The 22,061-nt window shown below is 72.6% G+C and carries 23 protein-coding genes; 10 read left to right on the top strand and 13 right to left on the bottom strand.

Annotated elements, in window-relative coordinates; all coding sequences use genetic code 11:
• Positions 1-7: 7 nt before the first annotated feature.
• The 5 genes from BEK98_RS02100 to BEK98_RS02120 all read right to left on the bottom strand — a co-directional run bounded on the left by BEK98_RS02100 (position 8) and on the right by BEK98_RS02120 (position 5,551).
• Complete coding sequence (locus tag BEK98_RS02100) at positions 8-901, bottom strand: carbohydrate ABC transporter permease (protein WP_094214591.1); 894 nt, start codon at positions 899-901, stop codon at positions 8-10.
• 2 nt (positions 902-903) lie between these two features.
• Complete coding sequence (locus tag BEK98_RS02105) at positions 904-1,845, bottom strand: carbohydrate ABC transporter permease (RefSeq protein ID WP_094214592.1); 942 nt, start codon at positions 1,843-1,845, stop codon at positions 904-906.
• Between the two features lie 2 nt (positions 1,846-1,847).
• Complete coding sequence (locus tag BEK98_RS02110; protein ID WP_244201714.1) at positions 1,848-3,191, bottom strand: ABC transporter substrate-binding protein; 1,344 nt, start codon at positions 3,189-3,191, stop codon at positions 1,848-1,850.
• A 71-nt stretch (positions 3,192-3,262) separates the two neighbouring features.
• Positions 3,263-4,474, bottom strand: coding sequence for an ROK family transcriptional regulator (locus BEK98_RS02115; RefSeq protein WP_094214594.1), 1,212 nt, complete (start codon positions 4,472-4,474; stop codon positions 3,263-3,265).
• 249 nt (positions 4,475-4,723) lie between these two features.
• Positions 4,724-5,551, bottom strand: coding sequence for a hypothetical protein (locus tag BEK98_RS02120; RefSeq protein ID WP_094214595.1), 828 nt, complete (start codon positions 5,549-5,551; stop codon positions 4,724-4,726).
• A 195-nt stretch (positions 5,552-5,746) separates the two neighbouring features.
• Here BEK98_RS02120 and BEK98_RS02125 point away from each other — a divergent pair, with 195 nt between their 5' ends.
• Together BEK98_RS02125 and BEK98_RS02130 are read left to right on the top strand one after the other, a co-directional pair.
• Entirely contained in the window at positions 5,747-6,280 is a 534-nt protein-coding gene (locus tag BEK98_RS02125; RefSeq protein WP_094214596.1) for a hypothetical protein, read from the top strand.
• Positions 6,277-6,915 carry a hypothetical protein gene (locus BEK98_RS02130; protein ID WP_094214597.1) on the top strand — a complete coding sequence of 213 codons (639 nt, stop codon included), beginning with the start codon at positions 6,277-6,279 and terminating at the stop codon, positions 6,913-6,915. The genes BEK98_RS02125 and BEK98_RS02130 overlap by 4 nt, the downstream gene beginning before the upstream one ends.
• Here BEK98_RS02130 and BEK98_RS02135 read toward each other — a convergent pair.
• Entirely contained in the window at positions 6,884-7,984 is a 1,101-nt protein-coding gene (locus BEK98_RS02135; protein WP_257033444.1) for a mechanosensitive ion channel family protein, read from the bottom strand. The genes BEK98_RS02130 and BEK98_RS02135 overlap by 32 nt on opposite strands.
• A 317-nt stretch (positions 7,985-8,301) precedes the next feature.
• Between BEK98_RS02135 and BEK98_RS02140 the strand changes: the two genes are divergently transcribed.
• Positions 8,302-8,838, top strand: a complete 537-nt coding sequence (locus BEK98_RS02140) for an HNH endonuclease (RefSeq protein WP_094214599.1) — start codon at positions 8,302-8,304, stop codon at positions 8,836-8,838.
• A gap of 41 nt (positions 8,839-8,879) precedes the next feature.
• Here BEK98_RS02140 and BEK98_RS02145 read toward each other — a convergent pair whose 3' ends face one another.
• The 5 genes from BEK98_RS02145 to BEK98_RS02165 all read right to left on the bottom strand — a co-directional run bounded on the left by BEK98_RS02145 (position 8,880) and on the right by BEK98_RS02165 (position 13,261).
• Positions 8,880-9,482 carry a hypothetical protein gene (locus BEK98_RS02145; RefSeq protein ID WP_094214600.1) on the bottom strand — a complete coding sequence of 201 codons (603 nt, stop codon included), beginning with the start codon at positions 9,480-9,482 and terminating at the stop codon, positions 8,880-8,882.
• Complete coding sequence (locus tag BEK98_RS02150; RefSeq protein WP_094214601.1) at positions 9,479-10,813, bottom strand: hypothetical protein; 1,335 nt, start codon at positions 10,811-10,813, stop codon at positions 9,479-9,481. Before BEK98_RS02150 ends, BEK98_RS02145 begins: the two co-directional genes overlap by 4 nt.
• Positions 10,810-11,568 (bottom strand): ABC transporter ATP-binding protein, encoded by a 759-nt coding sequence (locus tag BEK98_RS02155; protein ID WP_094214602.1) that lies wholly within the window; start codon positions 11,566-11,568, stop codon positions 10,810-10,812. Before BEK98_RS02155 ends, BEK98_RS02150 begins: the two co-directional genes overlap by 4 nt.
• A gap of 212 nt (positions 11,569-11,780) precedes the next feature.
• Entirely contained in the window at positions 11,781-12,668 is an 888-nt protein-coding gene (locus BEK98_RS02160; RefSeq protein WP_094214603.1) for a zf-HC2 domain-containing protein, read from the bottom strand.
• Positions 12,665-13,261 carry an RNA polymerase sigma factor gene (locus BEK98_RS02165; RefSeq protein ID WP_094214604.1) on the bottom strand — a complete coding sequence of 199 codons (597 nt, stop codon included), beginning with the start codon at positions 13,259-13,261 and terminating at the stop codon, positions 12,665-12,667. The genes BEK98_RS02160 and BEK98_RS02165 overlap by 4 nt, the downstream gene beginning before the upstream one ends.
• 213 nt (positions 13,262-13,474) lie before the next feature.
• On the opposite strand from BEK98_RS02165, the gene BEK98_RS02170 reads away from it, so the two are divergent.
• From BEK98_RS02170 to BEK98_RS02180, 3 genes are read left to right on the top strand one after another with little or no spacing between them, the layout of a single operon-like run.
• Positions 13,475-13,720 carry a hypothetical protein gene (locus BEK98_RS02170; protein WP_094214605.1) on the top strand — a complete coding sequence of 82 codons (246 nt, stop codon included), beginning with the start codon at positions 13,475-13,477 and terminating at the stop codon, positions 13,718-13,720.
• Positions 13,721-15,802 (top strand): 4-alpha-glucanotransferase, encoded by a 2,082-nt coding sequence (gene malQ / locus BEK98_RS02175; protein WP_094214606.1) that lies wholly within the window; start codon positions 13,721-13,723, stop codon positions 15,800-15,802.
• A 47-nt stretch (positions 15,803-15,849) separates the two neighbouring features.
• Entirely contained in the window at positions 15,850-16,116 is a 267-nt protein-coding gene (locus BEK98_RS02180) for a hypothetical protein (RefSeq protein ID WP_094214607.1), read from the top strand.
• An 84-nt stretch (positions 16,117-16,200) separates the two neighbouring features.
• Here BEK98_RS02180 and BEK98_RS02185 read toward each other — a convergent pair whose 3' ends face one another.
• Positions 16,201-16,800, bottom strand: coding sequence for a TetR/AcrR family transcriptional regulator (locus BEK98_RS02185; protein ID WP_094214608.1), 600 nt, complete (start codon positions 16,798-16,800; stop codon positions 16,201-16,203).
• 130 nt (positions 16,801-16,930) lie between these two features.
• On the opposite strand from BEK98_RS02185, the gene BEK98_RS02190 reads away from it, so the two are divergent.
• Positions 16,931-18,433 (top strand): FAD-dependent monooxygenase, encoded by a 1,503-nt coding sequence (locus BEK98_RS02190; protein ID WP_094214609.1) that lies wholly within the window; start codon positions 16,931-16,933, stop codon positions 18,431-18,433.
• Here the strand turns inward: BEK98_RS02190 and BEK98_RS02195 are convergent.
• Positions 18,430-18,945, bottom strand: a complete 516-nt coding sequence (locus BEK98_RS02195; protein WP_094214610.1) for a MarR family winged helix-turn-helix transcriptional regulator — start codon at positions 18,943-18,945, stop codon at positions 18,430-18,432. The genes BEK98_RS02190 and BEK98_RS02195 overlap by 4 nt on opposite strands.
• Positions 18,946-19,052: 107 nt before the next feature.
• On the opposite strand from BEK98_RS02195, the gene BEK98_RS02200 reads away from it, so the two are divergent.
• From BEK98_RS02200 to BEK98_RS02210, 3 genes are all read left to right on the top strand, one after another.
• A complete protein-coding gene (locus BEK98_RS02200; RefSeq protein ID WP_094214611.1) occupies positions 19,053-20,345 on the top strand; it encodes an MFS transporter in 1,293 nt (430 codons plus the stop codon).
• 32 nt (positions 20,346-20,377) lie between these two features.
• Positions 20,378-21,307 (top strand): EamA family transporter, encoded by a 930-nt coding sequence (locus tag BEK98_RS02205; protein ID WP_094214612.1) that lies wholly within the window; start codon positions 20,378-20,380, stop codon positions 21,305-21,307.
• 36 nt (positions 21,308-21,343) lie between these two features.
• Positions 21,344-22,061 (top strand): DMT family transporter (locus BEK98_RS02210; RefSeq protein WP_094214625.1); only part of this gene is annotated, 718 nt, incomplete at its 3' end.

Consider the following 22,061-nt stretch of genomic DNA (forward strand, 5'->3'; position numbering starts at 1 on the left):
GTAGTGGTTAACCCTTCACTCCGGTGAGCGTGACGCCTTCCACGAACGCCTTCTGGGCGAAGAAGAACACGAGGATCACGGGGGCCATGACCAGCACGGTCGCGGCCATGGTGAGGTTCCAGTCGGTGTGGTGGGCGCCCTTGAAGGACTCCAGGCCGTAGGAGAGGGTCCAGGCGCCGGGGTTCTCCGAGGCGTAGATCTGGGGGCCGAAGTAGTCGTTCCAGGCGTTGAAGAACTGGAAGAGGGCGACGGCGGCGATGCCCGGCTTCGCCATCGGCAGGACCACCCGCAGCAGGGTGCGCAGGTCGCCGCAGCCGTCCACCTTCGCCGCGTCGACGTACTCGTTCGGGATCGTCATCAGGAACTGGCGCAGCAGGAAGATGGAGAACGCGTCCCCGAACGCCAGTGGGATGACCAGCGGCCACAGCGTGCCCGACAGGTCCAGCTGCTTCGCCCAGAACAGGTACATCGGGATGATGATCACCTGCGGGGGCAGCATCATCATCGAGATCACCAGCATGAGGGACAGATTGCGGCCCCGGAAGCGGAACTTCGCGAGCGCGTACGCCACCGGGACGGAGGACACCACGGTCAGCACGGTGCCGAGGCCGGCGTAGATCAGGGTGTTCTTCCACCAGGTGAGGAAGCCGGGCGTGTCGAAGACCTTCCGGTAGTTGCCCCACTCCCAGGTGTGCGGGATCAGGTCCCGGCTGAGCGCCTGGGTGTCGCTCATCAGCGAGGTCAGGAACACGAACACGAAGGGGAGCGTGAAGAACAGCGCGGCGGCGACGCCGAGGGAGTGGATCGCGATCCACTCCAGCAGGGCCCGGCGGCGGGCGGTGCGCTCCGCCCCGGACACCTGCGGCGCCGGCTTCACCGGCCGGTCCAGTACTTGGGTCATGGTCAGTCACCTGCCTGGATGAGACCGCCCCGGCGCCGCATCAGCAGTGCGGTGAACGCCATCGACAGGACGAAGAGGACCAGGGCGACGACACACGCGGAGCCGTAGTCGAAGCGCTGGAAACCGAGGTTGTAGACGAGCTGGGGGAGGGTGAGCGTGGACTTGTCCGGGTAGCCGGGCTCGAACTGGGTGCCCGCGCCCTGGATCACGCCCGAGGCGACCTTCCCCGCGATCAGGGGCTGGGTGTAGCACTGCATGGTCTGGATCACGCCGGTGACCACGGCGAACATCACGATCGGGGAGATGTTCGGCAGCGTGACGTACCGGAACCGCTGCCACGCGGACGCGCCGTCCAGCTCGGCCGCCTCGTACTGCTCCGCCGGCACGTCGAGCAGCGCGGCCATGAAGATGACCATCAGGTCGCCGACGCCCCACAGGAAGAGCAGGGTCAGGGCCGGCTTGGACCAGGTGGGGTCGTTGAACCAGCCCGGCGCCGGGATGCCGGTCTTCTCCAGGAGCGAGTTGACCGGACCCGTACCGGGGTTGAGCAGGAAGGCGAAGGCCATGGTCGCGGCGACCGGCGGGGCCAGGTACGGCAGATAGAACAGGGTGCGGAAGACACCCGTCCCCGTCTTGATCTTGGTGATGAGCAGGCCGACGCCGAGCCCGAAGAGGACCCGGAGGGTCACCACCACGACGACCAGCCACAGCGTGTTGCGCAGGGCCGGCCAGAAGAGCGGGTAGTGCTCGAAGACGTACGTCCAGTTCTTCCCGCCGCTCCACGTCGGCGGCCTGAAGCCGTCGTAGTGCATGAACGAGAAGTAGACCGTCGAGATCAGCGGGTACGCGAAGAAGACCGCGAAGCCGATCAGCCAGGGCGACATGAAGGCGGCCGTGCGCAGTGCTTGTCTCCGCTGCTTCGACGCCAGGGTGATGGTGCTCATGGCTACTTCGCCTGCGCGATGTCGGTGTCGATCTGGGCGGCCGTCTTCTTCAGGCCGGCCTTCAGATCGGTGACCTTGCCGCTCTCGTAGTCGTAGCCGAACTGCTGGATCGTCACCAGGTACACGCCGCCGTTGATCGAGGCGGGAGTGGTGGTGGAGTCCGGGTTCGCGGCGATGTCCAGGAAGGTCTTGAACCGGGGGTCGTACTTCAGCTTCGGGGACTTCAGCGCGGCGAGCGTGGAGGGCACGTTGTGGATGCCGTTGGCGAAGCCGACCACCGCGTCCGTGTTCGTGGTCATGTACTTCACCAGTTCCCAGGCCGCGTTCTGCTGGTGGCTGGTGGCCGCGATGCCGGCGATGGTGCCGGTGATGTAGCCCTTGCCGTACTGGTCGGCCTGGTCGTCCGGGACGGGCAGGGGGGCCACCCCGATGTCGAACTTCGGCTTGGTGTCGAGCGCCATCCCGAGCCGCCACTCGCCGTCCAGCTGCATGGCGACCTGACCGGTGTGGAAGGGGTGCCTGGCGCCCCACTCGTCACCCAGCGTGGCCCGGAACTTCTCCAGCTTCTGGAATCCGCCGAGTTCGTCGACCAGCCGCTTCTGGAGGGTGAAGCCCTTCTCGAACGCCGGGTCCTTGGCCACGTTGGACTTGCCGGCCTTGTCGAAGTACGTCGGCGAGAACTGCCCGAAGTAGTGCTCGGTCGTGGACTCCCAGCCGTGGTAGTCCGGCATGAAGCCCAGCTGCTTGTAGCTGTCGCCCTGCGGGATCGTCAGCTTCTTGGCGTCGGCCTCGAATTCGGACCACGTCTTCGGCGGGGCCGTGATGCCCGCCTTCTCGAACGCCGTCTTGTTGTAGTAGAGGCCGTACGCGTCGCCCAGCAGCGGCACCGCGCAGCGGTTGCCGTCGAACTGGGTGTACTCGTTCATCGGCTTCGGGAAGGTCGTCTCCGGGTCGATGCCCGACTTCTTGAAGAAGGGGTTGAGGTCCACCAGCGCGCCCGAGGAGCAGAACTTGCCCACGTTGTTGGTGGTGAAGGAGGAGATCACGTCCGGTGCCTGGTCGCCGCCGGAGCGCAGCGCCTGGTTGATCTTGTCGTCGGTCATGTTGCCGACGATGTTCACGTGGATGTTGGGGTGCGCCTTCTCGAAGCCGGCGACCAGGTCCTTGACCGCCTTCACCTCGTTCGGCGCGCTCCACGCGTGCCAGAAGTTGATCGTCGTGTCCTTGGAGGCGTCGTCGGTGGCGCCGGAGTTGGACTGGCCCGTACAGGCGGTGGCGAGCAGGGCGAGGGAGGCGGTTACCGCGAAAGCCGCTTTTCGGGCAATGGAGGGTATGGCTGAGGGCATGACTTCGGGCATGGCGAGGTCTCCCGGGGCAGGGGTGGGTGAGGAGAGGGGGACTGCGGAGGGGGGCGGGCTCAGTGCGAGGTGTCGAAGACCTCGTCGCGGGTGGTCGCTAGCGCGGACTCCAACGCGCCGCGCAGCACGGGGTGTTCACGTACGTCGCCGACGACGAGCCGGGGGCGGGCCGCCGCCAGCTCCTCCAGCTCGGCCTGGACGAGGGCGCGCAGCACCTCGCCGCCGGCCGTCAGGGCGGAGCCGCTGAGGACGACGAGTTCGGGGTCGAGGACGGAGACGAGCGAGGCGAGACCGGTGGCCAGCCGGGTCGCGTAGGTGGCGAGCAGCTCCCGGTGGGGGCCGCTCGCATGGTCGGCGGCGCGTGCCAGGAGTTCCGCGGCGGCCTCGGTGTGCGGCCCCGACGGCACGTCCTCGATGCCGAGTTCGCGGGCCAGCTTCGGTACGGCCTGGGAGCCGGCCAGCTCCTGGTAGCCACCGCTGTTGGCCTTGGTCACCTGGCGCACCAGGGGGGTGCCTGGCACGGGCAGGAAGCCGACCTCGCCGGCGCCGCCGGTCCAGCCGCGGTGCAGCCGGCCGCCGAGGACCAGGGCGGCGCCCATGCCCTCCTCGTTCCACAGCAGCACGAAGTCCGCGTGCCCCTGGGCCGCGCCGAGCCGCTGTTCGGCGATGGCGACGAGGTTGACGTCGTTCTCGTACTCGACCGGCATCGGGAGCGCCGCCGCGAGTTCGTCGAGCAGCGTGGGGGAGTGCCAGCCGGGCAGGTGGGAGGCGTAGCGCAGCCGGCCGGTGCCCGGGTCGAAGGCGCCGGGGGTGCCGATGACCAGCCGGTGGACGTGGTCCCGGGCCAGCCCGGCGGCCTTGACGGCGCCGTCGAGGGCGTCGGTGACCTGCTGGACGACCGGGTGGGCGGGGCGGCGGCCGGGGGTGGGCAGTTCGTACTCGCCGACCGTGCGGCCGGTGATGTCGGCGACGGCGGCGCGGATGCGGTGCGGAGTGACGTCGAGCCCGGCGGCGTACGCGGCCGTGGGGTTGACCGCGTAAAGCTGGGCGTTGGGGCCCGGCCGGCCCTCGCTGGTGCCGGTGACCCGGACCAGACCGGCCGCTTCCAGACGGGCCAGCAGCTGGGAGGCGGTCGGCTTGGACAGGCCGGTGAGCTTGCCGATCCGGGTGCGGGACAGCGGCCCGTGCTCCAGCAGGAGATCCAGGGCGGCGCGGTCGTTCATGGCGCGCAGGACGCGCGGGGTGCCCGGCGTACCGGCGGTTCCTGCCATGGGGGTCGACACCTGCCTTTCCAACTGCCCAGCTTCCCAGTGACCTGGTCATGACGTCCAGTCTTGATCACCGGGGCGCCGGAAGATCACTGTTAGGAAACTTTCCTATTCGGGTGGGAGGAACGTAAGCCCAGGACGAAGAGGGCGTCAATAGACAACGCCCCCGAGGCAACAGAGTCGTTACCTCGGGGGCGTGCCGTAAGGGGGTGCGGGCCTGCTTCACAGGCCTGCGTCAAGCGGGGTGCCGGACTACCTGACCGTCACGTGGTCACCGGCGGAGGTCTTGGCCGCGGTGGTGGCCGTACCCGTGAAGACGAAGCGGTAGGTGCCGCTCTTGGTCGCCGTCACCGTGGTGGACAGGGCGCCCCCGGTGCCGGAGGTGATCGCCTTGACGTTCTTGTACGAACCGCCGTCCGCCTTGAACTGGAGCAGGACCGTCCGGCCCTGGTAGCCCGTGTACTTCAGGCTTTCCCAGTTCGCCCGGGTCAGCTTGCCCTTGACGGTCAGCGTCTTGCCCTTGGCCGCGGGCTCCGGGGAGGCGTTCACGGTCACCTTGGCGGCGCGCTGCACGTTCGCCGAGGCGAGGTTGCCCCAGATGGTCACGTCGGTCTCGTTGTGCAGGTAGTCGTCCGAGACGGTGCCGTCGGCGTGGGCGTACAGGCCCGCGGCCTTCCAGGTGGTGGCGTCCGCGGCCTCGAACAGGGAGTCCCCCGGGTCCACGGTGATCGTCTCGGTGCAGCTCTCGGTGACCGTGGTGTCCGTCGTGGCGGTGGGCGTGCAGCTCGGCGCCGCCTCCGGGTCCAGCTCGTTGGGCATGGTCCGCAGGGTGCCGCGGTAGAGGATCACCGCCTGGAACGTCTTCTTCTGGTCGATGACCAGGTCCTTGGGGCGGGTCAGGGTGTAGGACACCGGCACGGTCACGGCCTTGCTGATGCCGACGACGACCGGCTTGCCGTTGTTCACGGTCACGCCGGCGAAGGTCAGGTCGGGCGTGCCGGCCGCGGAGGCCGCGGGTGCGGCGAGGCCGGCGAGTGCCAGGGCACCGGACAGGGCCGTGCCTATGGCGAGCTTTCTCATGTTTCCCCACATTCGGAGGGGGCCCCCGGGCGGCGTCGCGCTCCAGAGCAAGGGCCCTTGTGGAGGTGACCCTAAAGGATCACCGTATGCGGAGGGAACGCGGGGTTCCTGTGAAGACGATCTGAATCCCCGGGTGCGTCACGAGTCCGTCACGGATCTGGTTTTCGCTGGTCAGAGGGCTTAGATTCACGATTCGTGCCCGATGGAAGACTGGTGCTGAGGCTCTGGCTGAGCACGTTCGCGAGCTTTCTGCCGTTGATGGTGATCATGGCCCTGGTCGAGGCCTCCGACGACGGCTTCGCCTGGCCGACGCTCGGCGATCTCCTCCCCGTGCCGCTCGTGTGGGCGGTGCTGGCTCTCCTCGGCGCCCTCTATGTGCACGGGGCCCTGATACGACGTGCCCGGGGCACCGGGATCCCGGTCACCGTGGCGGCCCTCGCGGAGACACAGGAACGCACTTTCCCCGCCGGGCCGCCGGCGCGGCTGAGGACCCTGCTGGACACGTCCGAGCGGGCGTTCGCCGTGATGGGCGGGGAGGAGCGACTGGAGTTCCGCTGGCGTCCGTTCCGTGGCCGGCAGTCCGTCGCCGGTTCGGTGACGTTCGAACCCTCGGGCGAGGCCCGGGTGTGGATCCGGGCGGGGGAGGGGCTGACGAGCATGCAGGGGGTGCGCAGGGCGAGTGCGTTCGTGGCGCTGTGCCAGATGGCGAGGATGGTGGGGGCGGAATGAAAAAGCGTCACATCGCGGCGGCGGTGCTGCTGCTGGGCGCGGTGGCGTGTTCGGCGCAGGAGAAGCCGGTCGCCCGTGCGACGCCCTCCGCGTCCGTGCCCTCCTGCCGCTCCGGTGCCATCCACTGGCGTACGACCGCGGCGGAATGGCGGCTCACCGAGGTCTCCCCGGTGGTGACGGTCGGCAAGAGCGACGTCAGGGCCGGGAAGTACGCGCACTTCGCGTTCCCGGCCGTCCACGTGCGCACGGTGACGGCGAGCGTGGAGACCAGCGCGCCGAGCGTCTCGGACCGGCGTGTGCTGGCCTCGCTCGCCGACCGCCTCAGCGTGGACGTGGCCATGCTGGGCAAGCCCGGCCGGACGACCGTGAACCGGAAGCAGGACCTGGTCACGGTGGACCTCCGCGGAGTCCCGGGCCGCTTCGTCGAGGCCGACGGGGTCCACGTCGTGCAGGCGAGCTTCACCGTCACCTGTGCCGGCCGGGACACCGACCTGTACGGCAGCGTGACCACCTGGGACGGCGACGGCAGTGCGCTCCTGCGATGCGGAAGGCACCCCGGCAAGGACGCCTGGGTCCGCGAGGGCTACCGCCTGGCCTGCGGAACTACTTCGGCGCCGACCGCTGCTGCGGAGTGATCGGCGTCGCCGCCTCCGACTGCGGGGACGCGGTGTTCGAGTAGACCGAGGGTGCCGCCACCGAGGCCGTCGGGTCGGGGGTGTCCTCGGTGTCCTCCGTGGCCGTCGCCCCGCCCACGATGCGGATGCTGGCCGCGTCGAACGCCCGCTTGATGCGCCAGCGCAGCTCGCGTTCCACGGCCACCGCCTTGCCCGGCATGGTCTTGGCCGAGACCCGGACCACCATGGAGTCGATCAGCACGCTGTCCAGGCCGAGCACCTCGATCGGCCCCCACAGCAGCTCGTTCCAGGGCTCTTCCTTGGTCATCTGCTCGGCGACCTCGTCCAGCGTGGCCTTCACCCGGTCCAGGTCCTCGCTCGCCCGTACGGTCACGTCGACCCCGGCGGTCGCCCAGCCCTGGGAGAGGTTGCCGATCCGCTTGACCTCGCCGTTGCGGACGTACCAGATCTCGCCGTTGTCACCGCGCAGCTTGGTCACCCGCAGCCCGACCTCGATCACCTCGCCGGAGGCCACGCCCGCGTCGACCACGTCACCGACGCCGTACTGGTCCTCCAGGATCATGAACACGCCGGAGAGGAAGTCCGTGACCAGGTTCCGGGCACCGAAACCGATCGCCACACCGGCCACACCGGCCGAGGCCAGCAGCGGGGCCAGGTTGATCTTGAAGGTGGACAGCACCATCAGCGCGGCCGTGCCGAGGATCAGGAAGCTCGCCACCGAGCGCAGCACCGAGCCGATCGCCTGCGAGCGCTGCCGGCGCCGCTCGGCGTTGACCAGCAGCCCGCCCAGCGCGGTGCCGTCCACCGACTCCACGGTCCGGTTCATCCGGTCTATCAGCTTGGTGATCGCCCGCCGCACCGCCGCTCTGAGCACGAACGCCACGACCAGGATCAGCAGGATCTGCAGGCCCATCGCGAGCCAGGTCGACCAGTTCTGCTCCACCCAGCTCGCCGCGTTCGTCGCGCTCTCCTGGGCGTCCTGGAGCGTCGGCACGGCCGGGGCCGTGGACCCCGACGGAGACGGGGACGGCGTCGCACCGGCGGCCTGTAGGACGACGGGCAAGGACACGGCGGGTACCTCCATGGTGCTGGCCGGTCCGCTCCGGTGGGGCGGTCAAGGTCACGAAAAGGTCACCGGACGGACAGGACCACCACACTAACGGGGCATTGTGTGTGTGCCATGCCGTTCCGCGGTGGAGAGGCTCAGGAGAGACCGGTCTCACCCGGGCTTGAACAGGCCATGATCCTGGGGATGAATCAGGTGTGGTCGAAAACACTCCCAGCCCGTTACCGGGACATGGTGGCGCTTCCACCAGGCAAGAGGGGAGACTGACTGCAGATCGTCCCGGCGCGAGCCACGCGCCGCCGACGCCCAAGGAGGCCCCCGTGCCGCATGTCCTGGTCCTCAACGCGTCGTACGAGCCACTCGGCGTCGTACCGCTTCGTCGCGCTCTCGTCCTCGTCCTGGAGAACAAGGCGGTCTCCCTCGAGGAATCCGGCGCCTATATGCACAGCGCAACCGTCACAGTCCCCGCACCCAGCGTGGTCCGGCTCAAGCGATTCGTCCGGGTTCCCTATCGGGGGCCCGTTCCTCTTACCCGCAGGGCGCTGTTCGCCCGCGACGGGGGCCGGTGCATGTACTGCGGTGGCGTCGCAACCAGCGTCGACCACGTCATCCCGCGCAGCCGCGGGGGCAAGCACGTCTGGGACAACGTGGTGGCCTCCTGCCGCCGCTGCAACCACGTGAAGGCCGACAAACACCTCGTCGAGATCGGCTGGCGGCTGCGCCACAAACCGGCCCCGCCTTCCGGTCTGGCCTGGCGCATCATCGGGACCGGCCATAGGGACCCGCGCTGGCTGCCCTACTTGCAGCCGTTCGGCGCGGACGACGCCATGGCCCGGATCGACGGCATCTCCGCCTGACGATCCGGGCCTTTGTGTACCCCGTGGCCGAGCGGCTCCGTTCAGCCGCGGGGTCCTTCCACGCGCGCCCCGCGTACGGCGTACAGGGCGGCGCCCACGGAGAACGCCACCAGCGCAGCTGCCCAGGCGCCCGGTTGCGCACCCGGCTGCATCGGCCACGCCCACACCGTCGCCGCGCGCCCGCGCGCCCCCGAGGAGCCCAGATACACGGCGGTGACGTACCCGAAGACGGGCAGCCAGCTCAGCCGTGCGCCGAGCAGTACGGCTGCCGCCGCCGTGAGCCCCGTACACCCGAGTACGTTGCGGATCACCGTCGCGGGCCCGAAGACCTCCGGATGCCCGAGCACCGCGAGCGGCAGCAGCGCCGCCGCCAGCGCGGTCAGCGCCGCCAGCTGCAGCAGCCGGCGCGGCCACCAGGGGCGTACGGCGGTCCGGTCGAGTTCGTCCGACGCCGTGTACAGGGTCGTGCCGATCACGGCGGCGGCCAGCAGGGGGGCCAAGGCGACGATGGGCACCCGGCGGTCGGGGTCCACATAGGTGTCCAGGCGGCCGGCGGCCCAGAGCGCGAAGGCGGCGGTGCCGGCGAGGGCGGCCAGGGCGGCCGGCAGCGCGCGGGAGCGCGCGTACAGAAGGAGTCCGGTCACAGGGACGGCACCCCCTTCGGGTCGCAGTCGCCCCGGGCGGCGAAGTACGCGGACAGCCACGCGCGGCGCTCGTCCCCGGTCATCGCCGCGAAACGGGCCTTGGCGGCGCGGCGCTCGCGCAGCTCCGCGCGGTGGGACGCGTCTCCCTGGGCGTCCAGGTCGTCGAAGTACTTCTGCTGGGGGCTCGGCGCCAGGTAGGCCGCCACGACGTCGTCCGCCCGCTGCACACGGGGGTCTTCCTGCTTCTCGAAGGGGCAGTCGCGGTTCTGCAGCGACGCCACGGCCTGCCACGCGAACTCCGTCGGGCTGGTCAGCCGGCCCCGTACCACCGACCAGCCGAACGGCGCCAGGGTCGGCAGCTCGGCCTCGTGGGCACGGGGGGCGCCGCCCCGGTCCGCCCACCGCACCGGCAGGTTCCGTACGCCCTTCAGCTTGCCGGTGACCCCCGACAGAGCCTCCCTGACCTGCGGGAGCATGCCCGCGTACCGGGCGTTGACACAGACGGCCGGGGTGGTGGAGGTGTCGCAGACCTGACGGTGGACGAGCGGGTCCCGGTGCCACAGGCCGTTCCCGGTGTGGGCGAGCAGTGCCCCCGCGGTCACGGCGACGGCCAGGGGCACCAGGGCCTTCACCCGGCGTCGGGCGGCATACGCCAGTGTGGCCGCGACCGCCAGCCCGCCCGTCCACAGCGCCATCGCCACCGGCTGCCACCACACCGGCAGCGAGGCGGACGGGACGGGAAACGCGGGATTGAGGTGGATGCCGGAGCCCGACCGGGCGGTCGACGCCATACCGAGCCCCACGTACCCGGCCATCGCCAGCAGCGGCGCCGCCAGCCGGGTGGGGACGACGCGACCCACCACATGCCCCAGCAGTGCGGCGGCGGCCACGGCCACCGCGTCCCCCGGCAGCAGGGCCAGGTGCGGCCGGTCGCCCCGGGCGAAGGGCCAGGTGGCGAGCATCGCGAAAGCCGCTGCGACCAGGTAGCCGGCCACCACCCAGGCGACGACCGGCAGGGCGGACGCCAGGAACCGCGCGAGCGGTGTGCGTACGACCGTCCCCCACAGTTCCTCGGTGTGCCGCCGCCGCTCCCGGCCGCCCTGCCAGCAGCCCGCGGCGGCGGCGAACGGGGCGGTGATCAGCACCGCCGTGTGCAGTTCGGCCGCGGTCTCCGCCCAGCCGCCCTGCCAGCGGGCCGAGGACCCGGCCAGCATCGCGCCGAGCGTCAGCAGGATCCCCGCCCCGGCGAAGGGAGCGAAGCCGCGGACCGACTCGGCGCGCAGCGGGTGCCGGGTCCGGACGGCCGCCGTCGGTTCCGTCACGAGGGTCATCGCGCCGCCTCCGTGCCCCGGGGCGCGCGGTGGGCCCGCAGCGCGGCGGTGTACCCGCGCTCGATCGGGTGGTCGCCCGGGCCGTGCGAGGCCGCGCCGAGCGCGGTGAGCGCCTCGGGGGTGCCCCGGTAGGCGATCCGGCCCCGGTCCAGGAGGGTGACCTCCGTGCAGGCGGCGGCCACGTCCTCCACCAGGTGGGTGGAGACCACCACGGTGGCCGACGCCCCCAGCTCCCTCAGCAGCTCGCGGAACTCCACGCGCTGCTCGGGGTCGAGCCCCGCGGTCGGCTCGTCCAGCAGCAGCACGCTCGGGTCGTTGACGATGGCCTGGGCGATGCCGACGCGGCGGACCATGCCCCCGGACAGCGTCTTGATCTTCGCGTCGATGCGGTCGGCGAGCCCGACCCGGGCCACGGCCCGCTCCACGGCGGCCGGGACCCGGGCGCCGGGCAGCTCCTTCAGCCAGGCCACGTACGCCACGAACTCCCGCACCGTGAAGCCGGGGTAGTAGCCGAACTCCTGGGGAAGGTAGCCGAGCCGGCGCCGGATCTCGGCCCGCCCGCGCTGGTCGGTACTGTCCTGCCCGACGATCTCCACCCTTCCGCCGGACGGCTGCGCCACCGTGGCCAGCACCCGAATCAGAGAGGTCTTGCCGGCCCCGTTCGGCCCGAGCAGCCCGTGCACGCCGGTGCCGAGGGCCAGGTCGACCGAGTCGAGCGCAAGGGTCTTGCGGTGCCGGACCCGTAGGCCGGTCACGCGTATGGAACTCACGATGTCTCCAGGGATGGGGCCGGGACGGACCGCGGGGCGGTCGCGCGGCTGCCGTTCGAATGGTTCGGGGGCGGCGAGGCCGCCGTGGGCGGGCCGCCCGGTGGTCGCGAAAGCCGGTGCGGCCCATGAAGCAAGAGGAAGCAGGCGCCGGGCGGGGCGGTCGAGGACCGGAGAGGGTCCTACGGCGCCCCTCGTCGTCAGCTGCGGATCAGGCGGTCGTAGGCCGGGCGGCGGGCGACCAGCAGTGCGGCGCTCAGGGCGGCCGCCGCGGCCCACGCGCCCTGCGTCCCGGTGCCGTCGAGGCAACGGGAGAGCTGCTCGGCCAGCCGTGCGCCGGCTCCGTCGGCCGGCGCCGCGGACACCGGTGCGAGGACGGCGCACAGCCAGCCCCCGGCCGTGACGCCGGACGCCGTGCGGCAGCCGACGAAGGAGGCCAGGGCCAGCGAGCCCAGCGTCAGCGCCAGCCCCGGCAGCAGCCAGGCCGCGGCCGCCGGAGCGCCGGAGGCGGGCAGCAGCAGGCCGGCGACGGTCAGCAGCGGCAGGCTCACCCCGAGGACGGCGGCCGTCCGGGTCAGCGCCAGCCGCAGCCCGCCGGCCGGGGTGGCCGCGACGACCTCGTACAGCGGGTCGGCGTGCGGCCCGTAGGACAGGGCGACCCCGGCCACGGGCACGACGGGGGCGATCGCCAGCAGCAGCGCCCGCGCGTCGGGGAACCCGCCCCCGTACCCCAGGGCCATCGCCCCCACGGCGACCAGCAGCACCGCGGGCAGCCAGGCCCCGCGCACGGCGGGCCCGACGGCCCACAGGAGCCGGGCGAGCCGGGGTGGTGCCGGGGCCGGAGGTGCCTCCGGGGCGACCTGCTTCAGTACCGGCGGCGCCGCCGCCAGCACCGACTCCCGCACCTGGGCCAGCACCGCCCCCGCCGCCGTACCGTGCACCGCCCGCGACACCCGCGCCGCGCATCCGGCGCAGCCCTCCAGGTGCTTCTCCAGGGACCACGCGTCCGGCTCCGGAAGGGAGCCGTCGGCGTAGCGGGCGATGAGACCGTCGGAGGCGTGCCAGGTGCGCGCATTGCCGTTGCTCATGCCATGCCTCCCAGCGGGGACGGGTTCAAGTGGCCCAGGGCCGTGCGTAGTTCGGCGCGGGCGCGCCGGGCGCGGGACTTGACCGTGCCCTCGGGTATGCCGAGCAGCCGGGCCGCCTCACGGGTGCTCAACCCGTCGACGACGGTCGCGCGCAGCACCTCGCGCAGCTCGGGGGAGATCCGGTCGAGGGCGGCGCCGACATCGCCGTACTCCAGCCCGGCCAGCACCCTGTCCTCGGCGGAGGCGGCGGGCTCGTACCCCCCGTGGGGCTCGGGTTCCAGCGGCGGCCCCGCCACCCGCGCGGCCCGCTCCTGTGCCCGACGCGCGTCGACCAGCCGCCGCGCCGCGATCGTCCACAGCCAGCCGCCGGCCTCCTCCCCGCGATGCCCGGCCGCCGACCGCCACACCGTGACGAAGGTGTCCTGCAGTACTTCCCGTACGACCTCCGGATCGGCGCAGCGCCGCGTCAGCCGGGCGTGCAGCCATCCCGCGTGCCGGTCGTACAGGTCGGCCATCGCCGCCGGATCCCCCGCCGCGACGGCCCGCAGCAGAGCCGCGTCCCCCGCGCCGTCCTTCTCCCGCTGGCCCCCCATGGGGCGGAACAGTCTCACACCCCGTCTATCGACCGGCCGGGGGCCCACGGATCACGAGGCGCGCACATCCGTGCTCCACCGCCCTGGAGAGTGCCATCGCGGTCTCGGGGTAGGCCTGCCTTTGACCCTCGCAAGCCGCGGCATCCGGCCCGGCGAAAAGACCCGGACAATCTGGGCAACCCGCCTAACAGACTCAGAGGCAAGGAGGCCCCCGTGGCCGCACCCGCGCATCCCTCGATTCCGGCCCAGTGGAAACCCGTGGCGGAGCAGTCCGCCGAGACCCACGAGGCGCCCGCCGGTGTCTTCAGCGCGGAGAGCGCGAGCGCCGAGGCGCCGCTGACCAGCGAGCCGCCGCTGCCCGACGCCGAGCCCCTGACCAGCGAGCCGCCGCTCGCCGACGCCGCCCCGCTGACCAGCGAGTCCGACCCCGTCCCGGCCTCCTTCGGCGCGGGGCTGTAGATGGCCGCGGCGCTCGAGGACGAGCAGCTGGCCCGGCTCGCCGGGCTGCACGGGGTCGCCACCTCCTACAGCCCCGCCCCGGACCGTACGGTCGCGGTCTCCGTCTCCGCCGTGGTCGCCGCCCTGGCCGCCCTCGGCGTCGACGCGAGCACCCCGGACGCCGTCCGCACCGCGCTCGCCGCACGGGAGCGCGAGCTGCGCGCCCGGCTGCTGCCGACGACGGTGGTCCAGTGGGCCGGCACCGAGGGGCCGCCGCCCGCCTTCGCCGCGCTGCCGCCCGGCACCCGCCTGCGCGTCGAGACCGAGCAGGGGGAGGAGCGGGACGGGACCGAGGGGCTGCCCGCCGGTGTGCACCGGGTGAGCGCCACCGCACCCGACGGACGCACCGGGCACACCCACCTCATCGTCGCCCCCGACCGGCTGCCCGCCCCCGCCACCCGCTCCCACGGCCTGCTCGTCCAGCTGTACTCGCTGCTCTCCCGGCGCTCCTGGGGCATGGGCGACCTCGGTGATCTCGCCGAGCTGGCCGGCTGGGCCGCGCGTACCGCCGGAGCCGGGTTCGTACAGGTCAACCCGCTGCACGCGGCCGTACCCGGGACCCCGACCGACCCGTCCCCGTACCGGCCGTCCTCGCGCCGCTACCCCGACCCCGTCCACCTGCGGATCGAGGAGATCCCCGAGTTCGCGTACGTCGAGGACCAGGGCCGTGTCCGCGCCCTGCTGGAGCGCGCCGAGCGGCTGCGCGCCGACGTCCTGGACAAGGGCGCCCTCATCGACCGGGACGCGGTGTGGGAGCTGAAGCGGCAGGCCCTGGAGCTGGTCGTCCGGGTCCCGCTCGGACCCGGACGGCAGGCCGCGTACGACGCCTTCCGCGCCGAGGAGGGGCAGGCGCTGGAGGACCACGCCACCTGGTGCGCCCTCGCCGAGACCCACGGCCCCGACTGGCACGGCTGGCCCGAGGGGCTGCGCGACCCGCGCTCCGCCGAGACCGCCCGGGCCCGCGCCGAGCTGGCCGGCCGGGTCGACTTCCACGCCCGGCTCGCCTGGCTCACCGACAGCGGGCTCCGCGCCGCCCAGCGCGCCGCCCGGGAGGCCGGCATGCCCGTCGGGATCGTCCACGACCTCGCCGTCGGCGTGCACCCCGGGGGCGCGGACGCCTGGGCCCAGCAGGACCACTTCGCCGCCGGCATGTCGGTCGGCGCCCCGCCCGACGCCTTCAACGCCCGCGGCCAGGACTGGGGGCTGCCCCCCTGGCGCCCCGACCGCCTCGCCGCCTCCGGCCACGCCCCCTACCGCCACCTCCTGCGCGCCCTCTTCCGCTACGCCGGCGCCCTGCGCATCGACCACGTGATGGGCCTGTTCCGGCTGTGGTGGGTGCCCGTCGGCAGCCCGCCCACCGAGGGCACCTACGTCCGCTACGACGCCGACGCCATGCTCGCCCTGCTCCTCCTGGAGGCCTCCCGCGCCGGATCGGTGGTGATCGGCGAGGACCTGGGCACCGTGGAGCCGGGGGTGCGCGAGACGCTGCAGCGGCGCGGGGTGCTCGGCACCTCCGTGCTGTGGTTCGAGCGGGACTGGGAGGGCGACGGCCACCCGCTGCCGCCGGAGCGCTGGCGCGCCGACTGCCTGGCCACCGCCACCACCCACGACCTGCCGCCCACCGCCGCCCGGCTCACCGGCGACCACGTCGACCTGCGCGACCGCCTGGGCCTGCTGACCCGCCCGGTCACCGAGGAGCGCGCGGAGGCGACCGCGGACACCGCGGAGTGGCTCGCCCTGCTGGGCAGCCTGGGCCTGCTCGACAGCCCGGCCGCCGGGCCCCCGGGATCCGACGAGGAGGCGGAGATCCAGGGCGTGTACCGCTTCCTGCTGCGCACCCCGGCCCGCCTGATCGGCGTCTGGCTCCCGGACGGCGTCGGCGACCGCCGCCCGCAGAACCTGCCGGGTACCTGGGACCAGTACCCGAACTGGCGCCTGCCGATCGCCGACGCGGACGGCAGGCCGGTGCCCCTGGAGGAACTGACGGCGTCACCTCGGCTCAGGGCGCTGCTGACGGCTCTCCGGCAGGGCGGGTCCGCATAGGGCACCCCGGGCGCGCGGCCTTCCTGGGCGTTCGCTAACTTGAGAACGTGGACAAGAAGAACGCCCTGCGCGCCGGCGCCCTGGCTGCCGGTACGACGCTGATGATGCTGCTCATGTCGTCCCCCGCGCTCGCGCTGACCCGCGACGACGGTGACGACCCCGGCACGGGCCTGAGCGTCGGCGCGACGCTGGGCCTGTACGTGCTGCTTCCGCTGGCGCTGTTCGCGATCATCACCGGGCTGGTGATGGTCCTGGACAAGTCCAAGATCCGCGTGGTCAAGCCCGGCACGGCGAAGGCCAAGGCGAAGGCCTGAGCGCCCATCTGATCTCTGCCCAGGGCGCCGATCTGCCGCATGTGTGCGGTGGGGTCGGCGCCCTCGGTGTTTTCCGGGCGGGTCTCAGGGGCTCGGCGCGGTCAGGTACCGCTGCACGGTCGGCCCCAACCACGCCACGAGTTCATCGCGGTGCAGGGCCACCGCCGGCGGCAGCCGCAGCACATAACGGGTGAGCGCGAGCCCGAGCAGCTGCGCGGCGCAGAGCGCGGCCCGAGCAGGCACCTGTTCCGGATCGGGGCACACCTGCCGGGCCACCGGCAGTAGTTGGTCCCGGAAGATGCCCTGCATGCGCTCGGCCCCGGCCTGGTTGGTGGCGCCCACCCGCAGTACGGCGGTGAGTTCCTCGTTCTCCTCCCACAGGCCGAGGAAGTGGGTCACCAGCGTCAGGCCGACCTCGTCCCTGGGCACCCGCGTCAGGTCCGGCAGCCGCAGGTCGAGCGCGACGGCCGCTGCGAACAGGCCCTCTTTGCTGCCGAAGTACCGCATCACCATCGACGGGTCGATGTGCGCGTCCTTGGCGATGGCGCGGATGGTGGCACGCTCGTAGCCGTCAGCCGCGAAGCGCTCGCGGGCGGCGGCGAGGATCGCGGTACGGGTGGCGTCGGATCGGCGGGTCGCCTTGCCGGTACCGGAATCTGTGCTGGTGCTGGGGCTGCCGGTCATGCCAACAAGCGTAGGCCAACATGCGTAGGCCAACAAGCGTTGACATTACTCGCGGGCCGTCCTACGTTTGCCAACAAGCGTTGGTCAACACATGTTGGCAAACGGCCGTTGGCACCCCAGGAGGCCTCCGATGAACGGCACCACTGGAACCACCAGCACCACTGACACCACCGGTCCCGGTACCACCCCTCGCGTCCTCGTCGTCGGCTCCGGCCCCACCGGCCTCCTCCTCGCCGGCGACCTCGCCACCGCCGGCGTCCCGGTCACCGTCCTCGAAAAGCGCCCGCACAAGATCAGCAACCTCTCCCGGGCCTTCGTCCTGCACGCCCGCACGCTCGAACAGCTCGACGCCCGGGGCCTCGCCGACGACCTGGAGGCCGTCGGTCAACCCCTGGACCGGCTCCGCCTCTTCGGCCGCCTCACCATCGACCTCGGCGCCCTCCCCTCCCGCTTCAACCACCTCCTCGTCCTCCCGCAGTACGAGGTGGAGAAGGTGCTGGAGCGGCGCGCGGTCGAGGCGGGCGTCGACTTCCGGTACGAGACCGAGCTGACCGGCCTCGCCCAGGACGCGGACGGCGTGACGGTGGAGGCCCGCGGACCCGGGGGCCGGACGGAGAGCCTGCGGGCCGCGTACGTCGTCGGCGCCGACGGCATGCGCAGCGCCGTGCGGGACGAGATCGGCCTGCCTTTCCCCGGCAGGTCGGTGATCCGCTCCGTCGTCCTCGCCGACGTGCGGCTCGCGGAGAAGCCCCCGACCCTGCTCACCGTCAACGCCGTCGGCGACGCCTTCGCCTTCCTCGCGCCGTTCGGCGACGGCTACTACCGGGTGATCGGCTGGCACCGCGGCCGCAACGTCCCCGACCGGGAGCCGCTGGACCTGGCCGAGGTCAAGGAGATCACCCGCCTCGCGCTCGGCCGGGACTTCGGGATGCACGACGCCCGCTGGATGTCCCGCTTCCACAGTGACGAGCGCCAGGCGCCCGCCTACCGGGTCGGCCGGATCTTCCTCGCCGGGGACGCCGCCCACGTGCACACCCCGGCCGGCGGCCAGGGCATGAACACCGGGCTGCAGGACGCGGCCAACCTGAGCTGGAAGCTCGCCGCCGTCGTCACCGGTCACGCGGCCCCGGAGCTGCTCGACAGCTACCAGGCCGAGCGCCACCCGGTCGGCAGGGCGGTGCTGCGCAGCAGCGGCGGCATCGTCCGCCTCGCCATGGCCAAGCGCCCCTGGACGCTGGCGGCCCGCGCCGCACTCACCACGTTCCTCGACGCCGTGGGCCCGGCCCGCCGCAAGGCCGCCGGTCAGATCACCGGCATCGGTTACCGCTACCCCGCGCCCCGCGGCGCCCACCGCCTCACCGGAACCCGCGTCCCGGACGTCGCCCTGGCCGACGGCGGCCGCCTCTACGAGGCCCTGCGCGGCGGCCGGTTCGTCCTGATCACCCCGGAGCCGTACGAGGGCGGCCGCGAGGAGCGGCTCGCCGTGGTGCGGTGGGCGAGCGACCGTCGTACGACGGTGCTGGTGCGCCCCGACGGATACGTGGCCTGGGCGGCGGACTCCACGGACGTGGTTCGGATCGAGGCGGCCGTGAACGAAAACGTCGGCGGCCATGGGGCTTTCGTAGCCGCCTAGTGCTCCGTCCCCTGAGTCCCCGCAAGCAACTCCCGTAGCAGGCCGGCCAGTTGGTCGGCCTGTTCCGTTTCGAGGGAGGTCAGGGCCGCCGTCTGGACGTCGAGGCCCGCGCCGACCGCCCGGTCGATGACGTCCAGCCCCTTCTCGGTCAGCGTGACCTGGAGGCCGCGGCGGTCGTGGGGGTCGGGGGAGCGGCGCAGCAGGCCGGCCCGTTCCAGTTTGTCGAGGCGGCCGGTCATGCCGCCGGTGGTGAGCATCAGCGTCGCCGAGAGCTGGCGCGGGGAGAGGGTGTACGGCTCGCCGGAGCGGCGCAGGGTCGCGAGGACGTCGAACTCGCCGCGTGAGATGCCGTAGGGGGCGTAGGCCTTCTCCATGCGGTCGCCCATGGCGCGGGAGAGGCGGTAGATCCGCCCGAAGACCTCCATCGCCTTCGTGTCCAGGTCGGGCCGCACCGCCGCCCACTGGTCGATGATCGCGTCGACGGGATCCCTGGGGGGCTGGCTCGGGTTCATGGGGTGAGTATCCGGCTTCGTTCGGTCGCCCGCAAGAAAGTAGCTTGACGAAAAGTAGCTTAGGGCTAAGCTACTTCCCATTAAGTCATTCCGAAGGGGGAGGCACGATGAAGAGGAAGAGCGGGGAGAGCGAGCGCGTCCCGGGGGAGTGGGCCCTGCCCGTCGCCGCCGCGGTCAACGGCGTCGGCACCGGCATGTACATCCCGTTCACGCTGGTGTTCTTCCACTACATCACCGGGCTGTCCTTCACGGTCGTGGGCGCCGTGCTCACGGCCACCGGTCTCGTGGGCATCGGCGCCCTCCCGCTCGCCGGAGCGGCCGTGGACCGGTACGGCGCCAAGCGTGTGCAGTACCTGCTCTACGGCGTCCGGGTCGCCGGCTTCGCCCTCTACCCCCTCGCCCACTCCCTCGCCGCCTTCGCGGCCGTGGCCCTGGTCACCGCGGCCGCCGACCGCGCCTTTCCCGCCGCACAGCAGTCCCTGATCGGTGAGGTGGCGCGCGGGGCCGGCCGGGACCGGCTGCAGGCGTCGACGCGCGCGCTGCAGAACGCCGGCAACGGCGCGGGCTCGCTGCTGGCCACGCTGGTCATCGCCTTCGCGGGCAGCACCGGGTACACGTACGCGGCCTGGGGCAACGCCCTCTCCTTCGCGCTGGCGGCGCTGCTGCTGCGCCCGCTGAAGCCGGTGCGCGCGGCCGGCGGAGCCCCGGCCCCGCGGCGGGCGGGCGCCGGTTACCGGCTCGTCCTCGCCGACCGGCCCTTCCTGGTCGTCACCGGCGCCAACTTCCTGAACGCGCTGAGCTATTCGGCCCTCTCGATCCTCTTCCCGCTGTTCGTCGTGGAGTGGCTGCACGGGCCCGCCGTGTTCACGGGTGCCGCGTTCACCATCAACACGGTGCTGTGCGCGGTGGCCGGTGTCTTCGTCGGCTCGCGGGTCCGGCGGGCCGGCGCCCGGCGCACCCGGGCGGCGGCGCTGGGCGGGGCCCTGTTCGCGACCGCCTTCGCCGCGCAGATCGTGCTCGGCACCCTGCGGCCCGGCTCGGGCGCGGTCCTGGGCGTCGCTCTGGTCGCCGTGGTCGTCGTCTACACGATCGGCGAGCTGATCCACAGCCCCGCCGCCGAGGTCCTCGCCGTCTCGGCGGCGCCCGAGGCGGTGCGCGGCCGGTACATGGCGGCCTACCAGATGTCCTGGTCGCTGGCGAAGGCGGTGGCGCCGTCCCTGTTCACGGCCCTGCTCACGCTGGACGGCCGGGCGCCGTGGGCCGTCCTCGTCCTCACCTCGGCGGTCGCCGCCGCCCTGCTGATCCGGGTCGAGCGCCGGCTGCCGGCGGAGGCGGTACGACCCCAGCCGGTGACCGTGACCCACGGTGGCGCCGCCACCCCCGCTCCTGTCACGGCATGACCCCACATCTTCGGAATCCGAAGGGACCTGCGATGAAACGCCCCATGACCGTCCTGCTCACCGCCCTCGCCCCCGTCTCCTGGGGCACCACCTACGCCGTCACCACCGAGTTCCTCCCGGCCGACCGCCCCCTGTTCACCGCCCTGATGAGGGCCCTGCCCGCCGGGCTCGTCCTGCTGGCCCTGACCCGGGCGCTGCCGCGCGGCGCCTGGTGGGCGAAGGCGTTCGTGCTGGGCGCGCTGAACATCGGCGCCTTCTTCCCGCTGCTGTTCGTGTCGGCGTACCGGCTGCCCGGCGGGATGGCCGCCGTCGTCGGATCGGTCGGGCCGCTGTTCGTCGTGGGCCTCTCGGCGCTGCTCCTCGGGCAGCGGCCGGCCGGGCGCACGCTGGTCGCCGGGGTCGTCGCCGCGTTCGGTGTGAGTCTCGTCGTCCTCAAGGGGGCCGGTGCCCTGGACGTGGTCGGGGTGCTCGCGGCCGTCGCCTCCACCGCCTCGATGGCCGCCGGGACGGTGCTGACCAAGCGGTGGGGCCGCCCGGACGGCGTCGGCCCGCTGGCGCTCACCGGCTGGCAGCTCACCGCGGGCGGCCTGCTCATCGCGCCGGTCGCCTTCCTGGCCGAGGGTGCCCCGCCCGCGCTCGACGGCCGTGCCGCCGGCGGCTACCTCTACCTGGCGCTGGCGAACACCGCGCTCGCCTACTGGCTCTGGTTCCGCGGCATCGGCCGGCTCAGCGCCACCCAGGTCGGTTTCCTCGGCCCGCTCTCCCCGCTGACCGCCGCCGTGGTCGGCTGGGCGGCCCTCGGACAGGCGCTCACGCCGCTGCAGGTGGCGGGCATGGCGCTGGCGTTCGGGGCGACGGTGGCCGGGCAGCTGGGAGCGGGTCGCCGCCGATCATTCAGCTCTGCTGAAAAGACTGCTCGAAAAGATTCGATGGACCTGACGGTTCCGGCGCTGCGACGGTAGGTGCACATCCACCCACCCCACAGCGAAAGGACCCCAGTGGCAGCCGTCTTGCACCGGACCACCGCCTCCCCTGCCTCCACCACCCGTCCCCGCAAGACAGCCGCCCCATTGCTCGGCCTGGCCCTGGCCGCCCTCGCCACCGTCGTCTGGTCCGGCAGCTTCGTCACCTCCCGCGCGCTGCACGACAGCGTCCCGCCGATCCAGCACGCCTTCTGGCGCTGGGTGATCGCGCTGGTGGCCGTGGCTCCCTTCGGAGCCCGCCGGGCCTGGCGGCAACGGGCCCTGATCCGACGCCACGCCCGCTACGTCCTCCTCGCCTCCCTCCTCGGCGTCGCCGTCTACAACACCCTCGTCAACCAGGCGGGCCTGACCACCCCGGCCCCCACCATGGGCATGATCATGGCCGCCTCGCCGGTCCTGATGGCGGTGTTCGAGCGGCTGGGCGGCGTACGGCTCGGAGCGCGGCGGACCCTCGGACTGCTGACGGCCTGCGCGGGCGTGCTGCTGCTCATGGGCGGCGGGGCGAGCTTCGGCGCCGGTGACCTGTGGATGATCGCCGCGTCCTGCTGCTTCGCCGCCTACAGCGCGCTGCTCCGCCGCCGCCCCGCCGAACTGGACGGCACCGCCTTCCTGTTCACCACATTCCTCGTCGGCACGGTCCTCCTGCTGCCCGTACAGGCGGCAAGCCTCGCCACCCAAGGCGCCTTCCACCCGACGCCCGGCACGCTACTCCCCCTCCTCTACGTCGGCGTGG

It is taken from the genome of Streptomyces diastatochromogenes (genome assembly GCF_002242805.1).
Taxonomy (GTDB): domain Bacteria; phylum Actinomycetota; class Actinomycetes; order Streptomycetales; family Streptomycetaceae; genus Streptomyces; species Streptomyces diastatochromogenes.

Bases quoted from the DNA above. Each gene is read 5' to 3' on its own strand.
- BEK98_RS02100 (WP_094214591.1), bottom strand. From the start codon at position 901: ATGACCCAAGTACTGGACCGGCCGGTGAAGCCGGCGCCGCAGGTGTCC.
- BEK98_RS02105 (WP_094214592.1), bottom strand. From the start codon at position 1,845: ATGAGCACCATCACCCTGGCGTCGAAGCAGCGGAGACAAGCACTGCGC.
- BEK98_RS02110 (WP_244201714.1), bottom strand. From the start codon at position 3,191: ATGCCCTCAGCCATACCCTCCATTGCCCGAAAAGCGGCTTTCGCGGTA.
- BEK98_RS02115 (WP_094214594.1), bottom strand. From the start codon at position 4,474: ATGGCAGGAACCGCCGGTACGCCGGGCACCCCGCGCGTCCTGCGCGCC.
- BEK98_RS02120 (WP_094214595.1), bottom strand. From the start codon at position 5,551: ATGAGAAAGCTCGCCATAGGCACGGCCCTGTCCGGTGCCCTGGCACTC.
- BEK98_RS02130 (WP_094214597.1), top strand. From the start codon at position 6,277: ATGAAAAAGCGTCACATCGCGGCGGCGGTGCTGCTGCTGGGCGCGGTG.
- BEK98_RS02150 (WP_094214601.1), bottom strand. From the start codon at position 10,813: ATGACCCTCGTGACGGAACCGACGGCGGCCGTCCGGACCCGGCACCCG.
- BEK98_RS02160 (WP_094214603.1), bottom strand. From the start codon at position 12,668: ATGAGCAACGGCAATGCGCGCACCTGGCACGCCTCCGACGGTCTCATC.
- BEK98_RS02165 (WP_094214604.1), bottom strand. From the start codon at position 13,261: ATGGGGGGCCAGCGGGAGAAGGACGGCGCGGGGGACGCGGCTCTGCTG.
- malQ (WP_094214606.1), top strand. From the start codon at position 13,721: ATGGCCGCGGCGCTCGAGGACGAGCAGCTGGCCCGGCTCGCCGGGCTG.
- BEK98_RS02185 (WP_094214608.1), bottom strand. From the start codon at position 16,800: ATGACCGGCAGCCCCAGCACCAGCACAGATTCCGGTACCGGCAAGGCG.
- BEK98_RS02190 (WP_094214609.1), top strand. From the start codon at position 16,931: ATGAACGGCACCACTGGAACCACCAGCACCACTGACACCACCGGTCCC.
- BEK98_RS02195 (WP_094214610.1), bottom strand. From the start codon at position 18,945: ATGAACCCGAGCCAGCCCCCCAGGGATCCCGTCGACGCGATCATCGAC.
- BEK98_RS02200 (WP_094214611.1), top strand. From the start codon at position 19,053: ATGAAGAGGAAGAGCGGGGAGAGCGAGCGCGTCCCGGGGGAGTGGGCC.
- BEK98_RS02205 (WP_094214612.1), top strand. From the start codon at position 20,378: ATGAAACGCCCCATGACCGTCCTGCTCACCGCCCTCGCCCCCGTCTCC.